Below are 15,154 nucleotides of genomic sequence, written 5' to 3'. Positions count from 1 at the left end.
GGCACTCCCCTGCAACTCCCGCTCCCTGTAAGGCAGTTCACACGTAGGGCCCCGGTTTTCACCGGGGCCCTACGTGTTTTGCATACAACTAAGGTTAGGCTAACCTTAGTCACGCATCACCGCCCCCCGCCCCCCTGCCCCGGAGGACCAGTTCGATGTCGATGCGCCAGCATCTGCTCAACGAGACGACCGCCGCTGACTACCGGCGTTCCGTGACCGAGGGCGTCGAACGCGTGGCCGCGAAACTCGCGTCCACCGAGAAGCCCCACACCGGCATCTCCGTCGACGAACTCACCCCGGTCATCGCGGGCATCGACCTGGACCGCCCCCTCGCCGACCCGGCCGCCGTGCTGGACGAGCTGGAGGACGTCTACCTGCGGGACGCGGTGTACTTCCACCACCCGCGCTACCTGGGCCACCTCAACTGCCCGGTGGTCATCCCCGCCGTGCTCGGCGAGGCGATCCTCTCCGCCGTCAACTCCTCGCTGGACACCTGGGACCAGTCCATCGGCGGCACGCTCATCGAGCGCCGCCTGATCGACTGGACCGCCGGCCGCATCGGCTTCGGCCCTTCCGCCGACGGCGTGTTCACCTCCGGCGGCAGCCAGTCCAACTTCCACGCGCTGCTGCTGGCCCGCGACGAGGCCTGCCGGATCGCGATGCAGAACAGCGACGTCCCGCTCCCCAAGGCCGAACTGCTGCCGAAACTGCGCATCTTCACCTCCGAGGTCAGCCACTTCAGCGTGAAGAAGTCGGCCGCCATGCTCGGCCTGGGCTACGAGGCCGTCATCCCCGTCCCGGTCGACGCCGACAAGCGGATGAACACCGCGGCCCTCGCCCTGGAGCTGGAGAACTGCCGCCGCGACGGGCTGTACCCGATGGCCGTCGTCGCCACCGCCGGCACCACCGACTTCGGGTCCATCGACCCGCTCCCCGAGATCGCCCGCCTGGCCGCCGAGCACGCCACCTGGATGCACGTGGACGCCGCGTACGGCTGCGGACTGCTGGTCTCCCCCACCCGCCGGCACCTCCTCGACGGCATCGAGCTCGCCGACTCGGTCACCGTGGACTACCACAAGTCCTTCTTCCAGCCGGTGTCCTCCAGCGCGATGCTGGTCCGCGACCGCGACACCCTCCAGCACGCGACGTTCTACGCGGACTACCTCAACCCGCGCCGCATGGCCGAGGAGCGGATCCCGAACCAGGTCGACAAGTCCATCCAGACCACCCGCCGGTTCGACGCCCTCAAGCTGTGGATGACCCTGCGCACCATGGGCGCCGACGGAATCGGCGAGCTCTTCGACCAGGTCGTCACCCTCGCCTCCGAGGGCTACGGGCTGCTCGCCACCGACCCCCGCTTCGAGGTCGTCGTACGGCCCCAGCTGTCCACCCTGGTCTACCGCTACCTGCCGGCCGACCGCAGCGCCTTCACGACCGAGCAGATCGACGAGGCCAACCTGCACGCCCGCAAGGCCCTGTTCGCCTCCGGCGAGGCCGTCGTCGCCGGCACCAAGGTCGACGGCGCCCAGTACCTGAAGTTCACCCTCCTCAACCCGCAGACCACGACGGCCGACATCGCGGCCGTCCTCGACCTCCTCGCGTCCCACGCCGAGCAGTACCTGGGAGAATCCCTTGTCCACGCCTCGTGAGCCCCGCCGGCCCCTCGACTTCGTCGGCATCGGCCTCGGCCCGTTCAACCTGGGCCTCGCCTGCCTGACGGCTCCCCTCGACGAGCTGAACGGCCTGTTCATCGAGTCGAAGCCGCACTTCGAGTGGCACGCCGGGATGTTCCTGGACGGCGCGCACCTGCAGACGCCGTTCATGTCGGACCTGGTCACGCTGGCCGACCCGACCTCCCCCTTCTCCTTCCTCAACTACCTGAAGGACAAGGACCGGCTGTACTCCTTCTACATCCGGGAGAACTTCTACCCGCTGCGCACGGAGTACAACGACTACTGCCGCTGGGCCGCCGACCGCCTGGACAACGTCCTGTACTCCACCTCGGTCACCGAGGTCACCTACGACGAGGCCGCGGAGCTGTACGAGGTCCACACGGACAAGGGCGACACCTACACGGCCCGCCGCCTGGTCCTCGGCACCGGCACCCCGCCGCACGTCCCCGACGCCTGCGACGGCCTGGGCGGCGACTTCATCCACAACTCCGTCTACGTCCAGAACAAGGCGGAGCTCCAGAAGAAGAAGTCGATCACCCTGATCGGCTCGGGCCAGAGTGCGGCCGAGATCTACCACGACCTCCTGTCGGAGATCGACTCCCACGGCTACCAGCTCAACTGGGTGACCCGGTCCCCGCGCTTCTTCCCCCTGGAGTACACCAAGCTCACCCTGGAGATGACCTCCCCGGAGTACGTGGACTACTTCCACGCCCTCCCCGAGGACACCCGGTACCGCCTGGAGACCCAGCAGAAGAACCTCTTCAAGGGCATCGACGGCGACCTCATCAACGAGATCTTCGACCTGCTCTACCAGAAGAAGGTCTCCATGCCGGGCCCGGTCCCGACCACCCTGCTCACCAACACCTCCCTCAACAGCGCCGCGTACGACACCACCACCGGCACGTACACGCTGGGGCTGCGCCAGGAGGAGCAGGAGCGCGACTTCTCCCTGGCGACGGAGGGCCTGGTCCTGGCCACCGGCTACAAGTACGCCACCCCGGACTTCCTGAACCCCGTCCGGGACCGCCTGAACTTCGACGGCCGCGGCCGCCTGGACGCCGCCCGCAACTACAGCGTGGACACCACCGGCCGTGGCGTCTACCTGCAGAACGGCACCACCCACAACCACTCACTCACCTCGCCCGACCTGGGCATGGCGGCGTACCGCAACGCGTACATCGTCGGAGAGCTGCTCGGCCGCGAGCACTACAAGGTCGAGAAGTCCATCGCGTTCCAGCAGTTCACCGCCCCGGAAGGCACCCTCTGATGAGCACCACCCCCGAGATCCTCTTCTCGCGGACGGACGACGCCCTCGGCACGTTCTCGGTCCGCCCGCTCGACCCGTTCGCGGACGCGGAGCTGCTGCACGGCTGGGTCACCCACCCCAAGGCCGCGTTCTGGATGATGCAGGACTCCTCCCTGCCGGACGTCGAGCGCGAGTACATGCGGATCGCCGCGGCCGAGCACCACGACGCCTTCATCGGCCTCCACGACGGCGAGCCGGCCTTCCTCATGGAGCGGTACGACCCGAGCGAGCTGGAGCTGGTCGGCCTGTACGACGCCGAGCCCGGCGACGTCGGCATGCACTTCCTGGTCGCCCCGACCGACACCCCGCGGTCCGGCTTCACCCGGGCCGTCATCACCACGGTCATGGCCGCCCTCTTCGACGACGCCGCCACCCGGCGGGTCGTCGTGGAGCCGGACGTCCGCAACAAGGCCGTCCACGCCCTCAACGAGGCGGTCGGGTTCGTCCCCGAGCGCGAGGTCGAGAAGCCGGAGAAGACGGCCCTGCTGTCCTTCTGCACCCGCGCGCAGTTCGAGTCCGCCACCGGCATCTTCGCCGAGGTGTCCATATGAGCCCCGCCGACGCGATCACCCACCTCTCCCCCGAGCTGTGGCTGCGCGCCAACCGCGCGCTGGTCCGCAAGGCCCTCGCGGAGTTCTCCCACGAGCGCCTGCTGACGCCGGAGTCCCTCGGAGACGACCGCTACTCGGTCGTCTCCGACGACGGCACGGTCGAGTACCACTTCCGGGCAGACCGGCAGGCCCTGGACCACTGGGCGGTGGACGAGGCCACGGTCACCCGCCTGCGCGACGGCGAGCCGCAGCCGCTGGACGCCATCGACTTCCACATCGAGTTCCAGCAGACCCTGGGCCTGAGCGCGGAGGTCCTCCCGGTCTACCTGGAGGAGATCTCCTCCACGCTGGCCGGCTCCGCCTACAAGTACGCCAAGCCGCAGGTCTCCTCGGCCGTCCTCGCCAAGTCCTCGTTCCAGGACATCGAGACCGGCATGACCGAGGGCCACCCCTGCTTCGTCGCCAACAACGGCCGGCTCGGCTTCGGCGTGCACGAGTACCACTCGTACGCCCCGGAGGCCGCGAGCCCGGTCCACCTGATCTGGGCGGCGGCGCACAAGGACGTCTCCACCTTCACCGCGGGCGCCGGCCTGGAGCACGACAGCTTCATGCGCGCGGAGCTGGGCGACGCCGCGGTGGACCTGTTCGCGGCGAAACTGACGTCCCTGGGCCTCGACCCGGCGGACTACCACCTCTTCCCGGTGCACCCCTGGCAGTGGTGGAACAAGACCACGGTCACCTTCGCCGCGGAGATCGCCAACCGCCGCCTGGTCCTGCTGGGCGAGGGCGAGGACGCGTACCTGCCGCAGCAGTCGATCCGCACCTTCTTCAACACCACCACCCCCACCAAGCACTACGTCAAGACGGCCATCTCCGTCCTGAACATGGGCTTCATGCGGGGCCTGTCGGCGGCCTACATGGAGGCCACTCCGGCGATCAACGACTGGCTGCACGCGCTGATCGAGTCGGACGAGGTGCTGCGGTCGGTCGACTTCTCGATCATCCGCGAGCGGGCCGCCATCGGCTACCGGCACCTCCAGTACGAGCGCGCCACCGACCGCTACTCGCCGTACCGCAAGATGCTGGCCGCGCTCTGGCGCGAGTCGCCCGTGAACTCGCTGGCGGACGGCGAGCGCCTGGCCACGATGGCCTCGCTGCTGCACGTCGACTCGGAGGGCAGGTCCTTCGTCGGCGCCCTCATCGAGGAGTCCGGCCTCACGCCGGCGGAGTGGCTGAAGCCGTACCTGCGGGCCTACCTCCTCCCGCTGGTCCACTGCTTCTACCGGTACGACCTCGCGTACATGCCGCACGGCGAGAACACCATCCTGGTGATCAAGGACGGCGTGGTGCAGCGGGCGATCTTCAAGGACATCGCCGAGGAGATCGTCATCATGGACGCGGAGGCCGTGCTGCCGCCGCAGGTGGAGCGGATCCGCGCGGACGTCCCGGAGGACATGAAGCTCCTCTCCGTCTTCACGGACGTCTTCGACTGCTTCTTCCGCTTCCTCTCCTCGATCCTCGTCACCGAGGGGATCTGCACCGAGGAGACGTTCTGGCGGGCCGTGGCCGACTGCGCCCACGACTACCAGGAGTCCGTGCCGGCCCTGGCCGAGAAGTTCGAGCGGTACGACTTCTTCGCGGAGGAGTTCCAGCTCTCCTGCCTCAACCGCCTCCAGCTGCGCAACAACAAGCAGATGGTCGACCTGTCCGACCCGTCGGCCGCGCTCCAGCTGGTCGGCACGCTGCCCAACCCCGTGGCGCCCTTCGCGCGCCGCTGAGAGCGGGGGGCGGCCCGCGGAGTCCACCGGCCCTCTCCGCGGGCCCGCCCCCGTGCGTCTCCCGGGTCCGGGGTACGGTCCCCCGGCCCGGGGAACGACCGGAGCGGCCCGCCTCCCGTCAGCCCCCGCTGACGGCCGGCGGGCCGCTCCTCCTGCGTTCCGGACCCGGCCGGGCGGACGGCCCGGCCTACAGCCACGGCACGTCCGGCGAGCGGTAGAAGGCGATGCCCAGCTTCGTCAGGACGGGTCCCTGGGCGGCCAGGCGGAGGCGGTACGCGTCCCAGGAGAGGGCGGCGGCCGGCGACCAGCCCAGCTCCGCCACCCCGATCACCCGCGGGAAGGCCATGTGGTCCAGCTCGGCCGGGGTCGCGATGACCTCCGTCCACAGCGGGGCCTCCACCCCCAGCACCGCCGACTCCGGCACGCCCGGCAGGTGCGTGCCCGGATCCCACTCGTACGCCCGCTTCACCGGCACGTAGCCCGGCCAGCTCAGCCCCGGCTTCGTGGCGGCGTCGTACTTGATGTCGAGGTACGCGCGGTCCGCGGGCGAGACCACGAGCTTCGCGCCCTTCCGCACCGCGGCCGCGACCTGCTCCTTCTCGGCGGCCTTCGTCTTGTCCGTGCCCCACCACTGCAGCACCGCGCCCTGCACCGGCTCCGCGCCCGCCAGCTGGTGCCAGGCCATCACCTTCTTGCCGGTGTCCCCCACGGCCGCCTGGGCCCGCGCCATGAAGGACGCGTACTGGTCGTGCGGGGTCGAGTGGGCCTCGTCGCCGCCGATGTGCAGCCAGCGGCCGGGCGTCAGGGCGGCCACCTCGCGCAGCACGTCGGCGACGAACTCGTACGTCCGCTCCTTGCCGACGCAGAGCGAGCTGAAGCCCACCTTGATGCCGGTGTAGCGGGCGGGCGCGACGCCGGAGCAGTTCAGCTCGGCGTACGAGGCCAGGGCCGCGTTGGTGTGGCCCGGCATGTCGATCTCCGGGACCACCTCCATGTACCGCTCGCCCGCGTAGCGGACCAGGTCCCGGTACTCGTCCTTGGTCCAGTGGCCGCCCGGGCCGCCGCCGACCTCACTGGCCCCGCCGTACGTGGCCAGCCGCGGCCAGGAGTCGACGGCCAGCCGCCAGCCCTGGTCGTCGGTGAGGTGCAGGTGCAGGACGTTGATCTTGTACAGGGCCAGCTGGTCCACGTACCGCTTCACCTGCGCGACGGTGAAGAAGTGCCGCGCGACGTCGACCATCGCCCCCCGGTACCCGAACCTCGGCGCGTCCGAGACCGAGCCGCCCGCCACCACCGGCGCCCCCTCGGCCGGCACCAGCTGCCGCAGCGTCTGCGCGCCGCGGAACAGCCCGGCGGGCCGGTAGGCGCTGACGGTCACGCCCTCCCCGTCCGCCTGGAGCCGGTAGCCCTCCTCCCCGTACGCGCCCGCCGCCGGGTCCAGCCGCAGCCGCACCCCGCCGGCCGCCCCGGCCGCGTCGGTGCCGCTGACCCGCAGCGGCAGCCCGGTCGCCGGCCGCAGCGCCGCGGCCAGCAGCTCCCCGACGCCCCGCGCCTCGCGGGAGCCCGCGGTGGTGCGGATCACGGTGGCCGCGGACAGCCGGTACCCGGGGCCGCCGGGGGCGGTACGGGCCGGTGCCGGGACGATGCGCTCGTACGCCGACAGCTCGGCCGGCGCGCCCGGCGCCCCGGCGCCCGAGCCCGCCCGGGCGTCCGTGCAGGAGACCGACAGGGCCGCGCAGGCCAGCAGGGCGCCGAGGGCACGCAGGAATCTCATCCGACCAGGTATAGGGCACGGGCCGACGGTGCACGGGAAGGCCCCCGGATGGACCCTTCGAGTCCATCCAGTTGGTCCATACCTGCCGCTCCCTGCCCGAAATCGGGCAGGAATATTGCGTTCCACCCCCTCCACCCTCCAATATCTACGGGTGCTCGATCGCCGCCCGTCGCATGACGACCTCGTCGACCACCTGGTGCGCAGCACCGCGCTCCAGCGCGGGGAGGCCGCCCGGGTGGTGCTCGACGTGCTGGCGTACTTCGACGAGACGACCGAGGAGTTCGTCCGCCGCCGCCACCGCGAGCTGCAGGCCGGCGGCTCGGTGAACGCGGAGATCTTCGAACGGATCGCGGGCGAGCTCCCGCACCGCGCCGTGGCGCCACCGGAGCTGTCGCTCCGGCAGCTGCGCCGCATCGTCTACGGCTGAAACGTCCCTGCCACCAGCGGGCACACCCAGAACTTCGGAGGGGTTAACACTTCATGTGCGGAATCGTCGGTTACATCGGCAAGCGCGACGTGGCTCCGCTGCTGCTCGAAGGACTGCAGCGGCTGGAGTACCGGGGCTACGACTCGGCAGGCATCGTCGTCAACAGCCCCAAGGCGACGGCCCTGAAGGTCGTCAAGGCCAAGGGCCGCGTCCGTGAGCTGGAGTCCCGCGTCCCCAAGCGGTTCGCGGGCACCACCGGCATCGCGCACACCCGCTGGGCCACCCACGGCGCGCCGAGCGACGTGAACTCGCACCCGCACCTGGACCCCGAGAACAAGGTCGCCGTCGTCCACAACGGCATCGTCGACAACGCCGCCGAGCTGCGCGCCAAGCTCGAGTCCGAGGGCGTGGTCTTCGCCTCCGAGACCGACACCGAGGTCATCACCCACCTGATCGCCCGCTCCCAGGCCGACTCCCTGGAGGAGAAGGTCCGCGAGGCCGTCAAGCAGATCGAGGGCACCTACGGCATCGCCGTCATGCACTCCGACTTCGCCGACCGCATCGTCGTGGCCCGCAACGGCTCCCCGGTCATCCTCGGCATCGGCGAGAAGGAGATGCTGGTCGCCTCCGACGTGGCCGCGCTGATCGCCCACACCCGTCAGGTCGTGACCCTCGAAGACGGCGAGATGGCCACCCTGAAGGCCGACGACTTCCGCACCTACACGACCTCGGGCACGCGCACCACCGCCACCCCCGAGACCGTGGAGTGGGAGGCCGCCTCCTACGACATGGGCGGCCACGACACGTACATGCACAAGGAGATCTGCGAGCAGCCCGACGCGGTCGACCGCGTGCTGCGCGGCCGCATCGACGAGAAGTTCTCCACCGTCCACCTGGGCGGCCTGAACCTCGACGCCCGCGAGGCCCGCGGCATCCGCCGCGTGAAGATCCTCGGCTGCGGCACCTCGTACCACGCCGGCATGATCGGCGCCTCGCTCATCGAGGGCCTGGCCCGCATCCCCGCCGACTCCGAGCCGGCCTCCGAGTTCCGCTACCGCAACCCGGTCGTGGACCCCGACACCCTCTACATCGCCGTCTCCCAGTCCGGTGAGACGTACGACGTGCTGGCGGCCGTCCAGGAGCTGAAGCGCAAGGGCGCCCGCGTCCTCGGTGTGGTCAACGTGGTCGGCTCGGCCATCGCCCGCGAGGCCGACGGCGGCGTGTACGTGCACGCCGGCCCGGAGGTCTGCGTCGTCTCCACCAAGTGCTTCACCAACACGGTCGTCGCCTTCGCGCTGCTCGCGCTGCACCTGGGCCGCATCCGCGACCTGTCCGTCGCCGACGGCAAGCGGATCATCGAGGGGCTGCGCAAGCTGCCCGCCCAGATCCAGGAGATCCTGGAGGGCGAGGAGGACATCAAGAAGCTGGCCGCCGAGTACGCCGAGGCCAAGTCGATGATGTTCATCGGCCGCGTCCGGGGCTACCCGGTCGCCCTGGAGGCCTCCCTGAAGCTCAAGGAGATCTCCTACATCCACGCCGAGGCCTACCCGGCCTCCGAGCTCAAGCACGGCCCGCTGGCCCTCATCGAGCCCGCCATGCCGACCGTCGCGATCGTCCCGGGCGACTCGCTGCTGGAGAAGAACCGCGCCGCCCTGGAGGAGATCAAGGCCCGCAGCGGCCGGATCCTCGCGGTCGCGCACACCGAGCAGGAGAAGGCCGACCACACGATCGTCGTCCCGAAGAACGAGGACGAGCTCGACCCGATCCTGATGGGCATCCCGCTCCAGCTGCTGGCGTACCACACCGCCCTGCACCTGGGCCGGGACATCGACAAGCCGCGCAACCTGGCGAAGTCCGTCACCGTCGAGTAGTCGCGACGGTGGACGCGGAAGGGCCCCTCGTGCTCCTGCACGAGGGGCCCTTTCCTTTGCACGGGCGGCACGGGCTCGTGCCGGGCGTGTACGAGCCTCAGCTCGCGGCCACCGCCCCGCTGCCGGAGGTGCGGCGGACCGAGGCCGGCCAGCCGGTGAGCGCCGCCGTGGCCCCGTACCAGGCCATCAGGCCGCCGACGGCGGCGACCCAGCCGCCCGCCTTGGCCAGGGAGCCGACGTCCGCGAGGGCGGATATCGCCAGCAGGAGGAGGGCGAGGAACTGCAGGGCGTAGACGCCCTGGCTGAAGAGTCCGCTGGGCGCCGCTGCCGCAAGGGTCAGCGCGAGCAGTGCGAACAGGACCAGAAACGTTCCGGCAGCGTCCGCGGAGGCCTTGCCGTCCGCCGCGTTCGCCCAGGTGAACCAGAGGGCGCCGAGGCCGGCGAAGGCGGTTCCGTTGAAGCCGTTGCCCCCGCGGTACTCGAGGACGCCGAGCACGAAGAGGGTGAGCCCGCCGACGTAGGTGGCGAGCGAGACGGAGTCGGCCGCGGTCACGCCGTCGATGACGCCGGTGTGGCCGATTCCGAACGCGAGAAGGGTCAGACCCAGGGCGATGTGCCCGAGGGTGGAAGTGGTGGCCTTGCTCCCGGCGGAGACGTCGTTGTCCACGGCCAGGCTCCCTTCGATCTGCAATTTTCTGCTGCTACCCAGCGACTCTTATGTTCCCTTCACAAGGGCACAATGCACCCGAACGTGGTCACGGAAAGGTATCGAATCCTCACGGAGTGCAGGCGCGGGCGAACAGAACACGCCACATCAGGTCGTACCGGGATCCGTCAGGGGATGACGACGACGGGCCGCTGCGCCCGCTTGGCCAGCCGGCCGGCGACGGAGCCGAAGATCCGGCCGACGATGCCGTGGGTGGAGCCGACCACGATGGCGTCGGCCGAGTACTCGCGGCCGACCTCCTCCAGCTCGTGGCAGATGTCGCCGCCGCGCTCGACCAGGATCCACGGGACCTCGGCCAGGTAGTCGGCACAGGCCAGTTCGAGCCCCAGCACCTCGGTGCGGTGGTCCGGCACGTCCACGAAGACGGGCGGCTCGCAGCCGGCCCAGACGGTGGTGGGCAGCCGGTTGGCCACGTGCACGATGATCAGGCCGGAGCCGGAGCGCTTGGCCATGCCGATCGCGTACGCGAGGGCGCGCTCACTGGAGGTCGAGCCGTCGAACCCCACGACGACGCCGTGCCGGAAGGCCGGGTCGCACGGATGGCGTGCCTCTTCGACCGCGCGGAGGTCCGGCGCGGAGTCTGCGAGCTGCTTGCGCTTGCGGCCCGCGGGTTCGGGGAAGTCGTGACCGGCCATGAGTGTCTCGGCGAGGAGAGTCCTTGTGGAGGCAACAGAGGGTGACGAAGCTGTGTCCGGGAATCATCTTCCCAAGCCCATACCCCCAAGGGTACGGCGACACTCCTCCCCTGCACAGGGCCGTCCGGCCCTTGGGAAAGCGTCCCAGGGAGCATGCCGGAGGCGGGGGCTCTTGGCAATGTCCGCTGGCCCCTACAGTCAGTGACGAGCCACCCTCCCGGGCAGTGACCGACACCTCGCGCGGTGCGTTGGACAGACGTCCGACCGTCCCCGAAGAGCCCGCAGGGAGCGCTCCGTGCCCGGTCACCCGGCCCACTCGGCCCAGCAGTCCGCCCCGCCATCGCCCGCCCGCCCCGCCGTCCACCCGGTTCACCCGTCCGGGGACCCCGCGGGGGACGTCGTACGGTGGGCCGCCTTCAGCTGCGTCCTGGTCCCCGTGGTGCTGGTGGTGTACGGGACCTCCTTCGGCGGGGCCGCGGTCGCGACCCTGGGCCTGGTCGCCGTCACCGCGGTGTGCCGGGTGCTCCTGCGGCACTCGGAGCTGACCGCGGCCCGCGTCACGGCCGCCGAGCAGAGCGCCGCCGGCCACCGCGGGCGGCACTCGCGGACGGGCAGCGGCGCCCACCGCGGGTGCCACGGGGGCGGGGGAACTCCCGGCCGGGGGCCGGGCGGTGGCCCGAACCCGCATGGCTGACCGGTTCGCACAGGCGCCCCCCGTATGTTTTCAGCCAACTTCGCGCCCGAGCACAACCCTTGGCGGAATGTCCACCCAACCCCCCCATCACCAGGGACGACACCGGTACAGGTACGGTCGGACCGTATGGGTACAGGCCACCGCGGCCCGGCGCGCTTCCCCCCAAGGTCGCGGAGTGGAACGCTTCCTGATCGAATGCTTTACGCCAAGTTGCCAAGTCGACATAGCGCTGCGTGCTGAACTTGTCACGCCGACACCACGCGACGCAGTAGATTCGATCATGTATTTACGGCGGGGGAACACGTGCAAGGCCGAGGGGAAACGTGCAGGTGCGACCAGACCAAGGAGTCGCGACACCCAAGGGGGGCTTAGCGCCATGAGCCAGGACTCCACCGCCGTCGTCGCTGACGCGGGCCGGAAGCTCGCGGGGCGCCGCCGCAGGGAGATCGTCGCGGTGCTGCTGTTCAGCGGCGGACCAATCTTCGAAAGTTCCATTCCACTCTCCGTGTTCGGCATTGACCGGCAGGACGCGGGGGTGCCTCGATACCGACTGCTCGTCTGCGCGGGCGAGGACGGACCGCTGCGGACCACGGGCGGACTCGAACTCACTGCGCCGTACGGGCTGGAGGCGATCGCCCGGGCAGGCACGGTCGTCGTTCCGGCCTGGCGGTCGATCACTTCACCACCGCCTCCCGAGGCGCTCGACGCACTGCGTCTGGCGCACGAGGAGGGGGCCCGGATCGTCGGCCTGTGCACGGGCGCCTTCGTGCTCGCGGCCGCCGGTCTGCTGGACGGCCGCCCGGCGACGACGCACTGGATGTACGCGCCGACGCTGGCCAAGCGGTACCCGTCCGTCCACGTCGATCCGCGCGAGCTGTTCGTCGACGACGGCGACGTCCTGACGTCCGCGGGCACCGCGGCCGGAATCGACCTCTGTCTGCACATCGTGCGGACGGACCACGGCAGCGAGGCGGCCGGGGCCCTGGCCCGCAGGCTCGTCGTCCCGCCCCGCCGCACCGGCGGGCAGGAGCGCTACCTCGACCGGTCCCTGCCGGAGGAGATCGGCGCCGACCCGCTGGCCGAGGTCGTCGCCTGGGCGCTGGAACACCTCCACGAGCAGTTCGACGTGGAGACCCTGGCGGCCCGCGCCTACATGAGCAGGCGCACCTTCGACCGGCGGTTCCGCTCGCTGACCGGCAGCGCGCCGCTCCAGTGGCTGATCACCCAGCGGGTGCTCCAGGCACAGCGGCTGCTGGAGACCTCCGACTACTCGGTCGACGAGGTCGCCGGACGCTGCGGGTTCCGCTCGCCGGTCGCGCTGCGCGGGCACTTCCGGCGGCAGCTGGGGTCCTCCCCGGCCGCGTACCGGTCCGCGTACCGGGCCCGTCGGCCGCAGGCCGACACGTCCAACGTCACCGAGGTGCCGGTGCCGCACCAGCGCACTCCGCAGCCCCAGCGGGCGGCGGCGGCACTGGCGGCCAGCGGCCCGTCCGTCACGGAGCTGTACGCCCCGGGCCGGGCGTCGATGATGCCGGGGCAGCGCGAGCACGCCTAGCGCCGCCCCCGTGAACCGAGGTCCCGCGGATCTGTAGTCGTACGGTCCGCGGGACCTCCCACGTGTCCGGGGCCCGGGCACGGCGCGCCCGGGCGCGTTCCCGCGCCTCCGCGGGACCCCCCGTTCGCGGATACCTCCCATAAGGTGGACCGCATGAACGATCGCATGGTGTGGATCGACTGCGAGATGACCGGGCTCTCGCTGACGGACGACGCACTTATCGAGGTGGCCGCGCTGGTCACCGACTCGGAGCTGAACGTGCTCGGCGACGGCGTGGACATCGTGATCCGCCCGCCGGAGGCGGCGCTGGAGAACATGCCCGACGTGGTGCGCCAGATGCACACCGCCTCGGGTCTGCTGGACGAGCTGGCCGGCGGGACCACCCTGGAGGACGCCGAGGCCCAGGTGCTGGCGTACGTACGCGAGCACGTCAAGGAGCCCGGCAAGGCCCCGCTCTGCGGGAACTCCGTCGGCACCGACCGCGGCTTCCTGCTGCGCGACATGCCCGCGCTGGAGGGCCACCTGCACTACCGGATCGTGGACGTGTCCTCGGTCAAGGAGCTGGCCCGCCGCTGGTACCCCCGGGCGTACTTCAACAGCCCGCCGAAGAACGGCAACCACCGGGCGCTGGCGGACATCAAGGAGTCGATCGCGGAGCTGCGCTACTACCGCGAGGCGGTCTTCGTGCCGCAGCCGGGTCCGGACTCCGAGACCGCGAGGACCATCGCGGCCAAGCACGTCCTGCCCGCCGAATAGCGGGCTGACGGCCACCGCACCGCCGGCCGGGCATCAAGGCGGAGCGAGCACCCCTTCCGACCCTGTACTCTTTTCTTCGGCCGGTCGGAATTCCGACCGGACATGGTGGGTGTAGCTCAGTTGGTAGAGCACCTGGTTGTGGTCCAGGTGGCCGCGGGTTCGAGTCCCGTCACTCACCCTGTACGAGGGCCCCGTTCCGCGGAAGCGGAACGGGGCCCTCGCCGTTTCCGGCGCCGCACCCGGCCGGATGGCCGCGCTCCGGGCACCGGGCCCGGGCTCACGCCGAGTCCCGCACCACCAGCTCCGTCGGCAGCACGATCCGCGGCCGCTCCCCCGAACCGGCGATCTGCTCCAGCAGCACCCGGGCCATGGTCCGGCCCATCTCCTCGATCGGCTGGCGGACGCTCGTCAGGGCCGGGTCCATGTGCCGGGCCACCACCGAGTCGTCGAAGCCGACCAGCGCCACGTCGTCGGGTATCCGGCGGCCCGCCGCGCGCAGGGCCTGGCGGGCGCCGGCCGCCATCACGTCGGAGGCGGCGAAGACCGCGTCGAGGCCCGGGCGCCGTTCCAGCAGCTCGGCCATCGCCCGCCGGCCACCCTCCTCGGTGAAGTCGCCCTCGGCCACCAGCAGGGCGTCCGCGGGCAGGCCGGCCGCCTCCAGGGAGGCCCGGTAGCCGTCGAGCCGGCGGCGGGCACCGTAGACGTCCAGGCGGCCGGTGATGGTGGCTATGGTCCGCCGTCCCCGGTCCACGAGGTGGCGCACGGCGGCGGTGGCGCCCGCGAAGTTGTCGGAGTCCACCGAGGCCAGCGGCTCGTCGGCGGACCTGCGGCCGCTGACCACGGCCGGGATGTTCAGCTCGTCCAGGAGGTCGGGCAGCGGGTCGTCCGCGTGTACGGAGACCAGCAGCACCCCGTCGACCCGGTCGGCCGCCAGGTACTGGGCCAGCCGGGTGCGCTCGCGCTCGTTGCCCGCGAAGGTCAGCAGCAGCTGCATCTCGGTCTCCGCGAGGGCGGCCCCGACCCCGCGCAGCACGTCGGAGAAGTAGGGCTCGGCGAAGAACCGGGACTCGGGCTCGGGCACCACGAGGGCGATCGCGTCGGTCCGGTGCGCGGCCAGCGCGCGGGCCGCGCGGTTGGGCACGTACCCCAGCTCGGCGACGGCGGCCTCGACCGCCGCCCGGGTGGCCTCGCTGACCTTCGCCGAACCGTTGATCACACGGGACACCGTGCCGCGGCCCACGCCCGCGCGCGCGGCGACCTCCTCCAGGGTGGGCCGTCCCCCGCGCCCCGAGCCCGCGCCGGGGCCGCCCGCGCCGGACCTCGCCCCGGGGGTCCCCACCCGCCCACGACCGTTCATGGCTGCCTCCCTCGTTGAAATCTAACGAACATCCCTCCGATTCGGTCCGT

Annotated in this window: 13 protein-coding genes and 1 tRNA gene; 10 read left to right on the top strand and 4 right to left on the bottom strand. The window is 71.1% G+C overall.

Translation table 11 applies throughout. From position 1 onward, the window contains the following. The first annotated feature begins 161 nt into the window (after positions 1 to 161). The 4 genes from ACIQUQ_RS17135 to ACIQUQ_RS17120 are packed head-to-tail and all read left to right on the top strand — an operon-like array spanning position 162 to position 5,308. Positions 162 to 1,649, top strand: coding sequence for a pyridoxal phosphate-dependent decarboxylase family protein (locus ACIQUQ_RS17135; RefSeq protein ID WP_403976641.1), 1,488 nt, complete (start codon positions 162 to 164; stop codon positions 1,647 to 1,649). Then, on the top strand, positions 1,633 to 2,940 hold the full coding sequence (locus ACIQUQ_RS17130; protein ID WP_403976428.1) for a lysine N(6)-hydroxylase/L-ornithine N(5)-oxygenase family protein: 1,308 nt from the start codon (positions 1,633 to 1,635) through the stop codon (positions 2,938 to 2,940). The genes ACIQUQ_RS17135 and ACIQUQ_RS17130 overlap by 17 nt, the downstream gene beginning before the upstream one ends. After that, positions 2,940 to 3,530, top strand: coding sequence for a GNAT family N-acetyltransferase (locus ACIQUQ_RS17125; RefSeq protein ID WP_403976426.1), 591 nt, complete (start codon positions 2,940 to 2,942; stop codon positions 3,528 to 3,530). Before ACIQUQ_RS17130 ends, ACIQUQ_RS17125 begins: the two co-directional genes overlap by 1 nt. Continuing rightward, the gene (locus ACIQUQ_RS17120) at positions 3,527 to 5,308 is read left to right on the top strand and encodes an IucA/IucC family protein (protein ID WP_403976424.1); all 1,782 of its coding nucleotides are present in this window, start codon (positions 3,527 to 3,529) and stop codon (positions 5,306 to 5,308) included. The genes ACIQUQ_RS17125 and ACIQUQ_RS17120 overlap by 4 nt, the downstream gene beginning before the upstream one ends. Before the next feature lie 187 nt (positions 5,309 to 5,495). Here the strand turns inward: ACIQUQ_RS17120 and ACIQUQ_RS17115 are convergent, their stop codons facing one another. Then, the gene (locus ACIQUQ_RS17115; RefSeq protein ID WP_403976422.1) at positions 5,496 to 7,082 is read right to left on the bottom strand and encodes a beta-N-acetylhexosaminidase; all 1,587 of its coding nucleotides are present in this window, start codon (positions 7,080 to 7,082) and stop codon (positions 5,496 to 5,498) included. A gap of 151 nt (positions 7,083 to 7,233) precedes the next feature. On the opposite strand from ACIQUQ_RS17115, the gene ACIQUQ_RS17110 reads away from it, so the two are divergent. Then, positions 7,234 to 7,509: a hypothetical protein gene (locus tag ACIQUQ_RS17110; RefSeq protein WP_399950237.1), complete on the top strand. Its 276-nt coding sequence runs from the start codon at positions 7,234 to 7,236 to the stop codon at positions 7,507 to 7,509. Between the two features lie 53 nt (positions 7,510 to 7,562). Further along, positions 7,563 to 9,380: a glutamine--fructose-6-phosphate transaminase (isomerizing) gene (gene glmS / locus ACIQUQ_RS17105; protein ID WP_403976420.1), complete on the top strand. Its 1,818-nt coding sequence runs from the start codon at positions 7,563 to 7,565 to the stop codon at positions 9,378 to 9,380. Between the two features lie 97 nt (positions 9,381 to 9,477). On the opposite strand, the gene ACIQUQ_RS17100 is transcribed toward glmS, so the two are convergent. Further along, a complete protein-coding gene (locus ACIQUQ_RS17100) occupies positions 9,478 to 10,047 on the bottom strand; it encodes a GPR1/FUN34/YaaH family transporter (RefSeq protein ID WP_403976639.1) in 570 nt (189 codons plus the stop codon). 167 nt (positions 10,048 to 10,214) lie between these two features. After that, positions 10,215 to 10,742 (bottom strand): universal stress protein, encoded by a 528-nt coding sequence (locus ACIQUQ_RS17095; RefSeq protein WP_399956488.1) that lies wholly within the window; start codon positions 10,740 to 10,742, stop codon positions 10,215 to 10,217. 295 nt (positions 10,743 to 11,037) lie between these two features. On the opposite strand from ACIQUQ_RS17095, the gene ACIQUQ_RS17090 reads away from it, so the two are divergent. From ACIQUQ_RS17090 to ACIQUQ_RS17075, 4 genes are all read left to right on the top strand, one after another. Beyond that, a complete protein-coding gene (locus ACIQUQ_RS17090) occupies positions 11,038 to 11,436 on the top strand; it encodes a hypothetical protein (RefSeq protein WP_403976418.1) in 399 nt (132 codons plus the stop codon). 376 nt (positions 11,437 to 11,812) lie between these two features. Next, positions 11,813 to 12,991, top strand: coding sequence for a helix-turn-helix domain-containing protein (locus tag ACIQUQ_RS17085; protein WP_399956494.1), 1,179 nt, complete (start codon positions 11,813 to 11,815; stop codon positions 12,989 to 12,991). 153 nt (positions 12,992 to 13,144) lie between these two features. Next, complete coding sequence (gene orn / locus ACIQUQ_RS17080; protein WP_399956497.1) at positions 13,145 to 13,747, top strand: oligoribonuclease; 603 nt, start codon at positions 13,145 to 13,147, stop codon at positions 13,745 to 13,747. Positions 13,748 to 13,852: 105 nt separating this feature from the next. Continuing rightward, positions 13,853 to 13,925 (top strand) — tRNA-His (locus ACIQUQ_RS17075). A gap of 99 nt (positions 13,926 to 14,024) precedes the next feature. Here ACIQUQ_RS17075 and ACIQUQ_RS17070 read toward each other — a convergent pair. Continuing rightward, on the bottom strand, positions 14,025 to 15,104 hold the full coding sequence (locus ACIQUQ_RS17070; RefSeq protein ID WP_403976416.1) for a LacI family DNA-binding transcriptional regulator: 1,080 nt from the start codon (positions 15,102 to 15,104) through the stop codon (positions 14,025 to 14,027). Positions 15,105 to 15,154 lie beyond the last annotated feature (50 nt).

This window comes from Streptomyces sp. NPDC101118 (genome assembly GCF_044759445.1).
In the GTDB taxonomy this organism is placed as follows: domain Bacteria; phylum Actinomycetota; class Actinomycetes; order Streptomycetales; family Streptomycetaceae; genus Streptomyces.
This window is presented reverse-complemented; position numbering and strand designations above follow the sequence as displayed.

Bases quoted from the DNA above. Each gene is read 5' to 3' on its own strand.
- ACIQUQ_RS17095 (WP_399956488.1), bottom strand. From the start codon at position 10,742: ATGGCCGGTCACGACTTCCCCGAACCCGCGGGCCGCAAGCGCAAGCAG.
- ACIQUQ_RS17115 (WP_403976422.1), bottom strand. From the start codon at position 7,082: ATGAGATTCCTGCGTGCCCTCGGCGCCCTGCTGGCCTGCGCGGCCCTG.
- ACIQUQ_RS17070 (WP_403976416.1), bottom strand. From the start codon at position 15,104: ATGAACGGTCGTGGGCGGGTGGGGACCCCCGGGGCGAGGTCCGGCGCG.
- glmS (WP_403976420.1), top strand. From the start codon at position 7,563: ATGTGCGGAATCGTCGGTTACATCGGCAAGCGCGACGTGGCTCCGCTG.
- ACIQUQ_RS17135 (WP_403976641.1), top strand. From the start codon at position 162: ATGCGCCAGCATCTGCTCAACGAGACGACCGCCGCTGACTACCGGCGT.
- ACIQUQ_RS17120 (WP_403976424.1), top strand. From the start codon at position 3,527: ATGAGCCCCGCCGACGCGATCACCCACCTCTCCCCCGAGCTGTGGCTG.
- ACIQUQ_RS17085 (WP_399956494.1), top strand. From the start codon at position 11,813: ATGAGCCAGGACTCCACCGCCGTCGTCGCTGACGCGGGCCGGAAGCTC.
- ACIQUQ_RS17125 (WP_403976426.1), top strand. From the start codon at position 2,940: ATGAGCACCACCCCCGAGATCCTCTTCTCGCGGACGGACGACGCCCTC.
- orn (WP_399956497.1), top strand. From the start codon at position 13,145: ATGAACGATCGCATGGTGTGGATCGACTGCGAGATGACCGGGCTCTCG.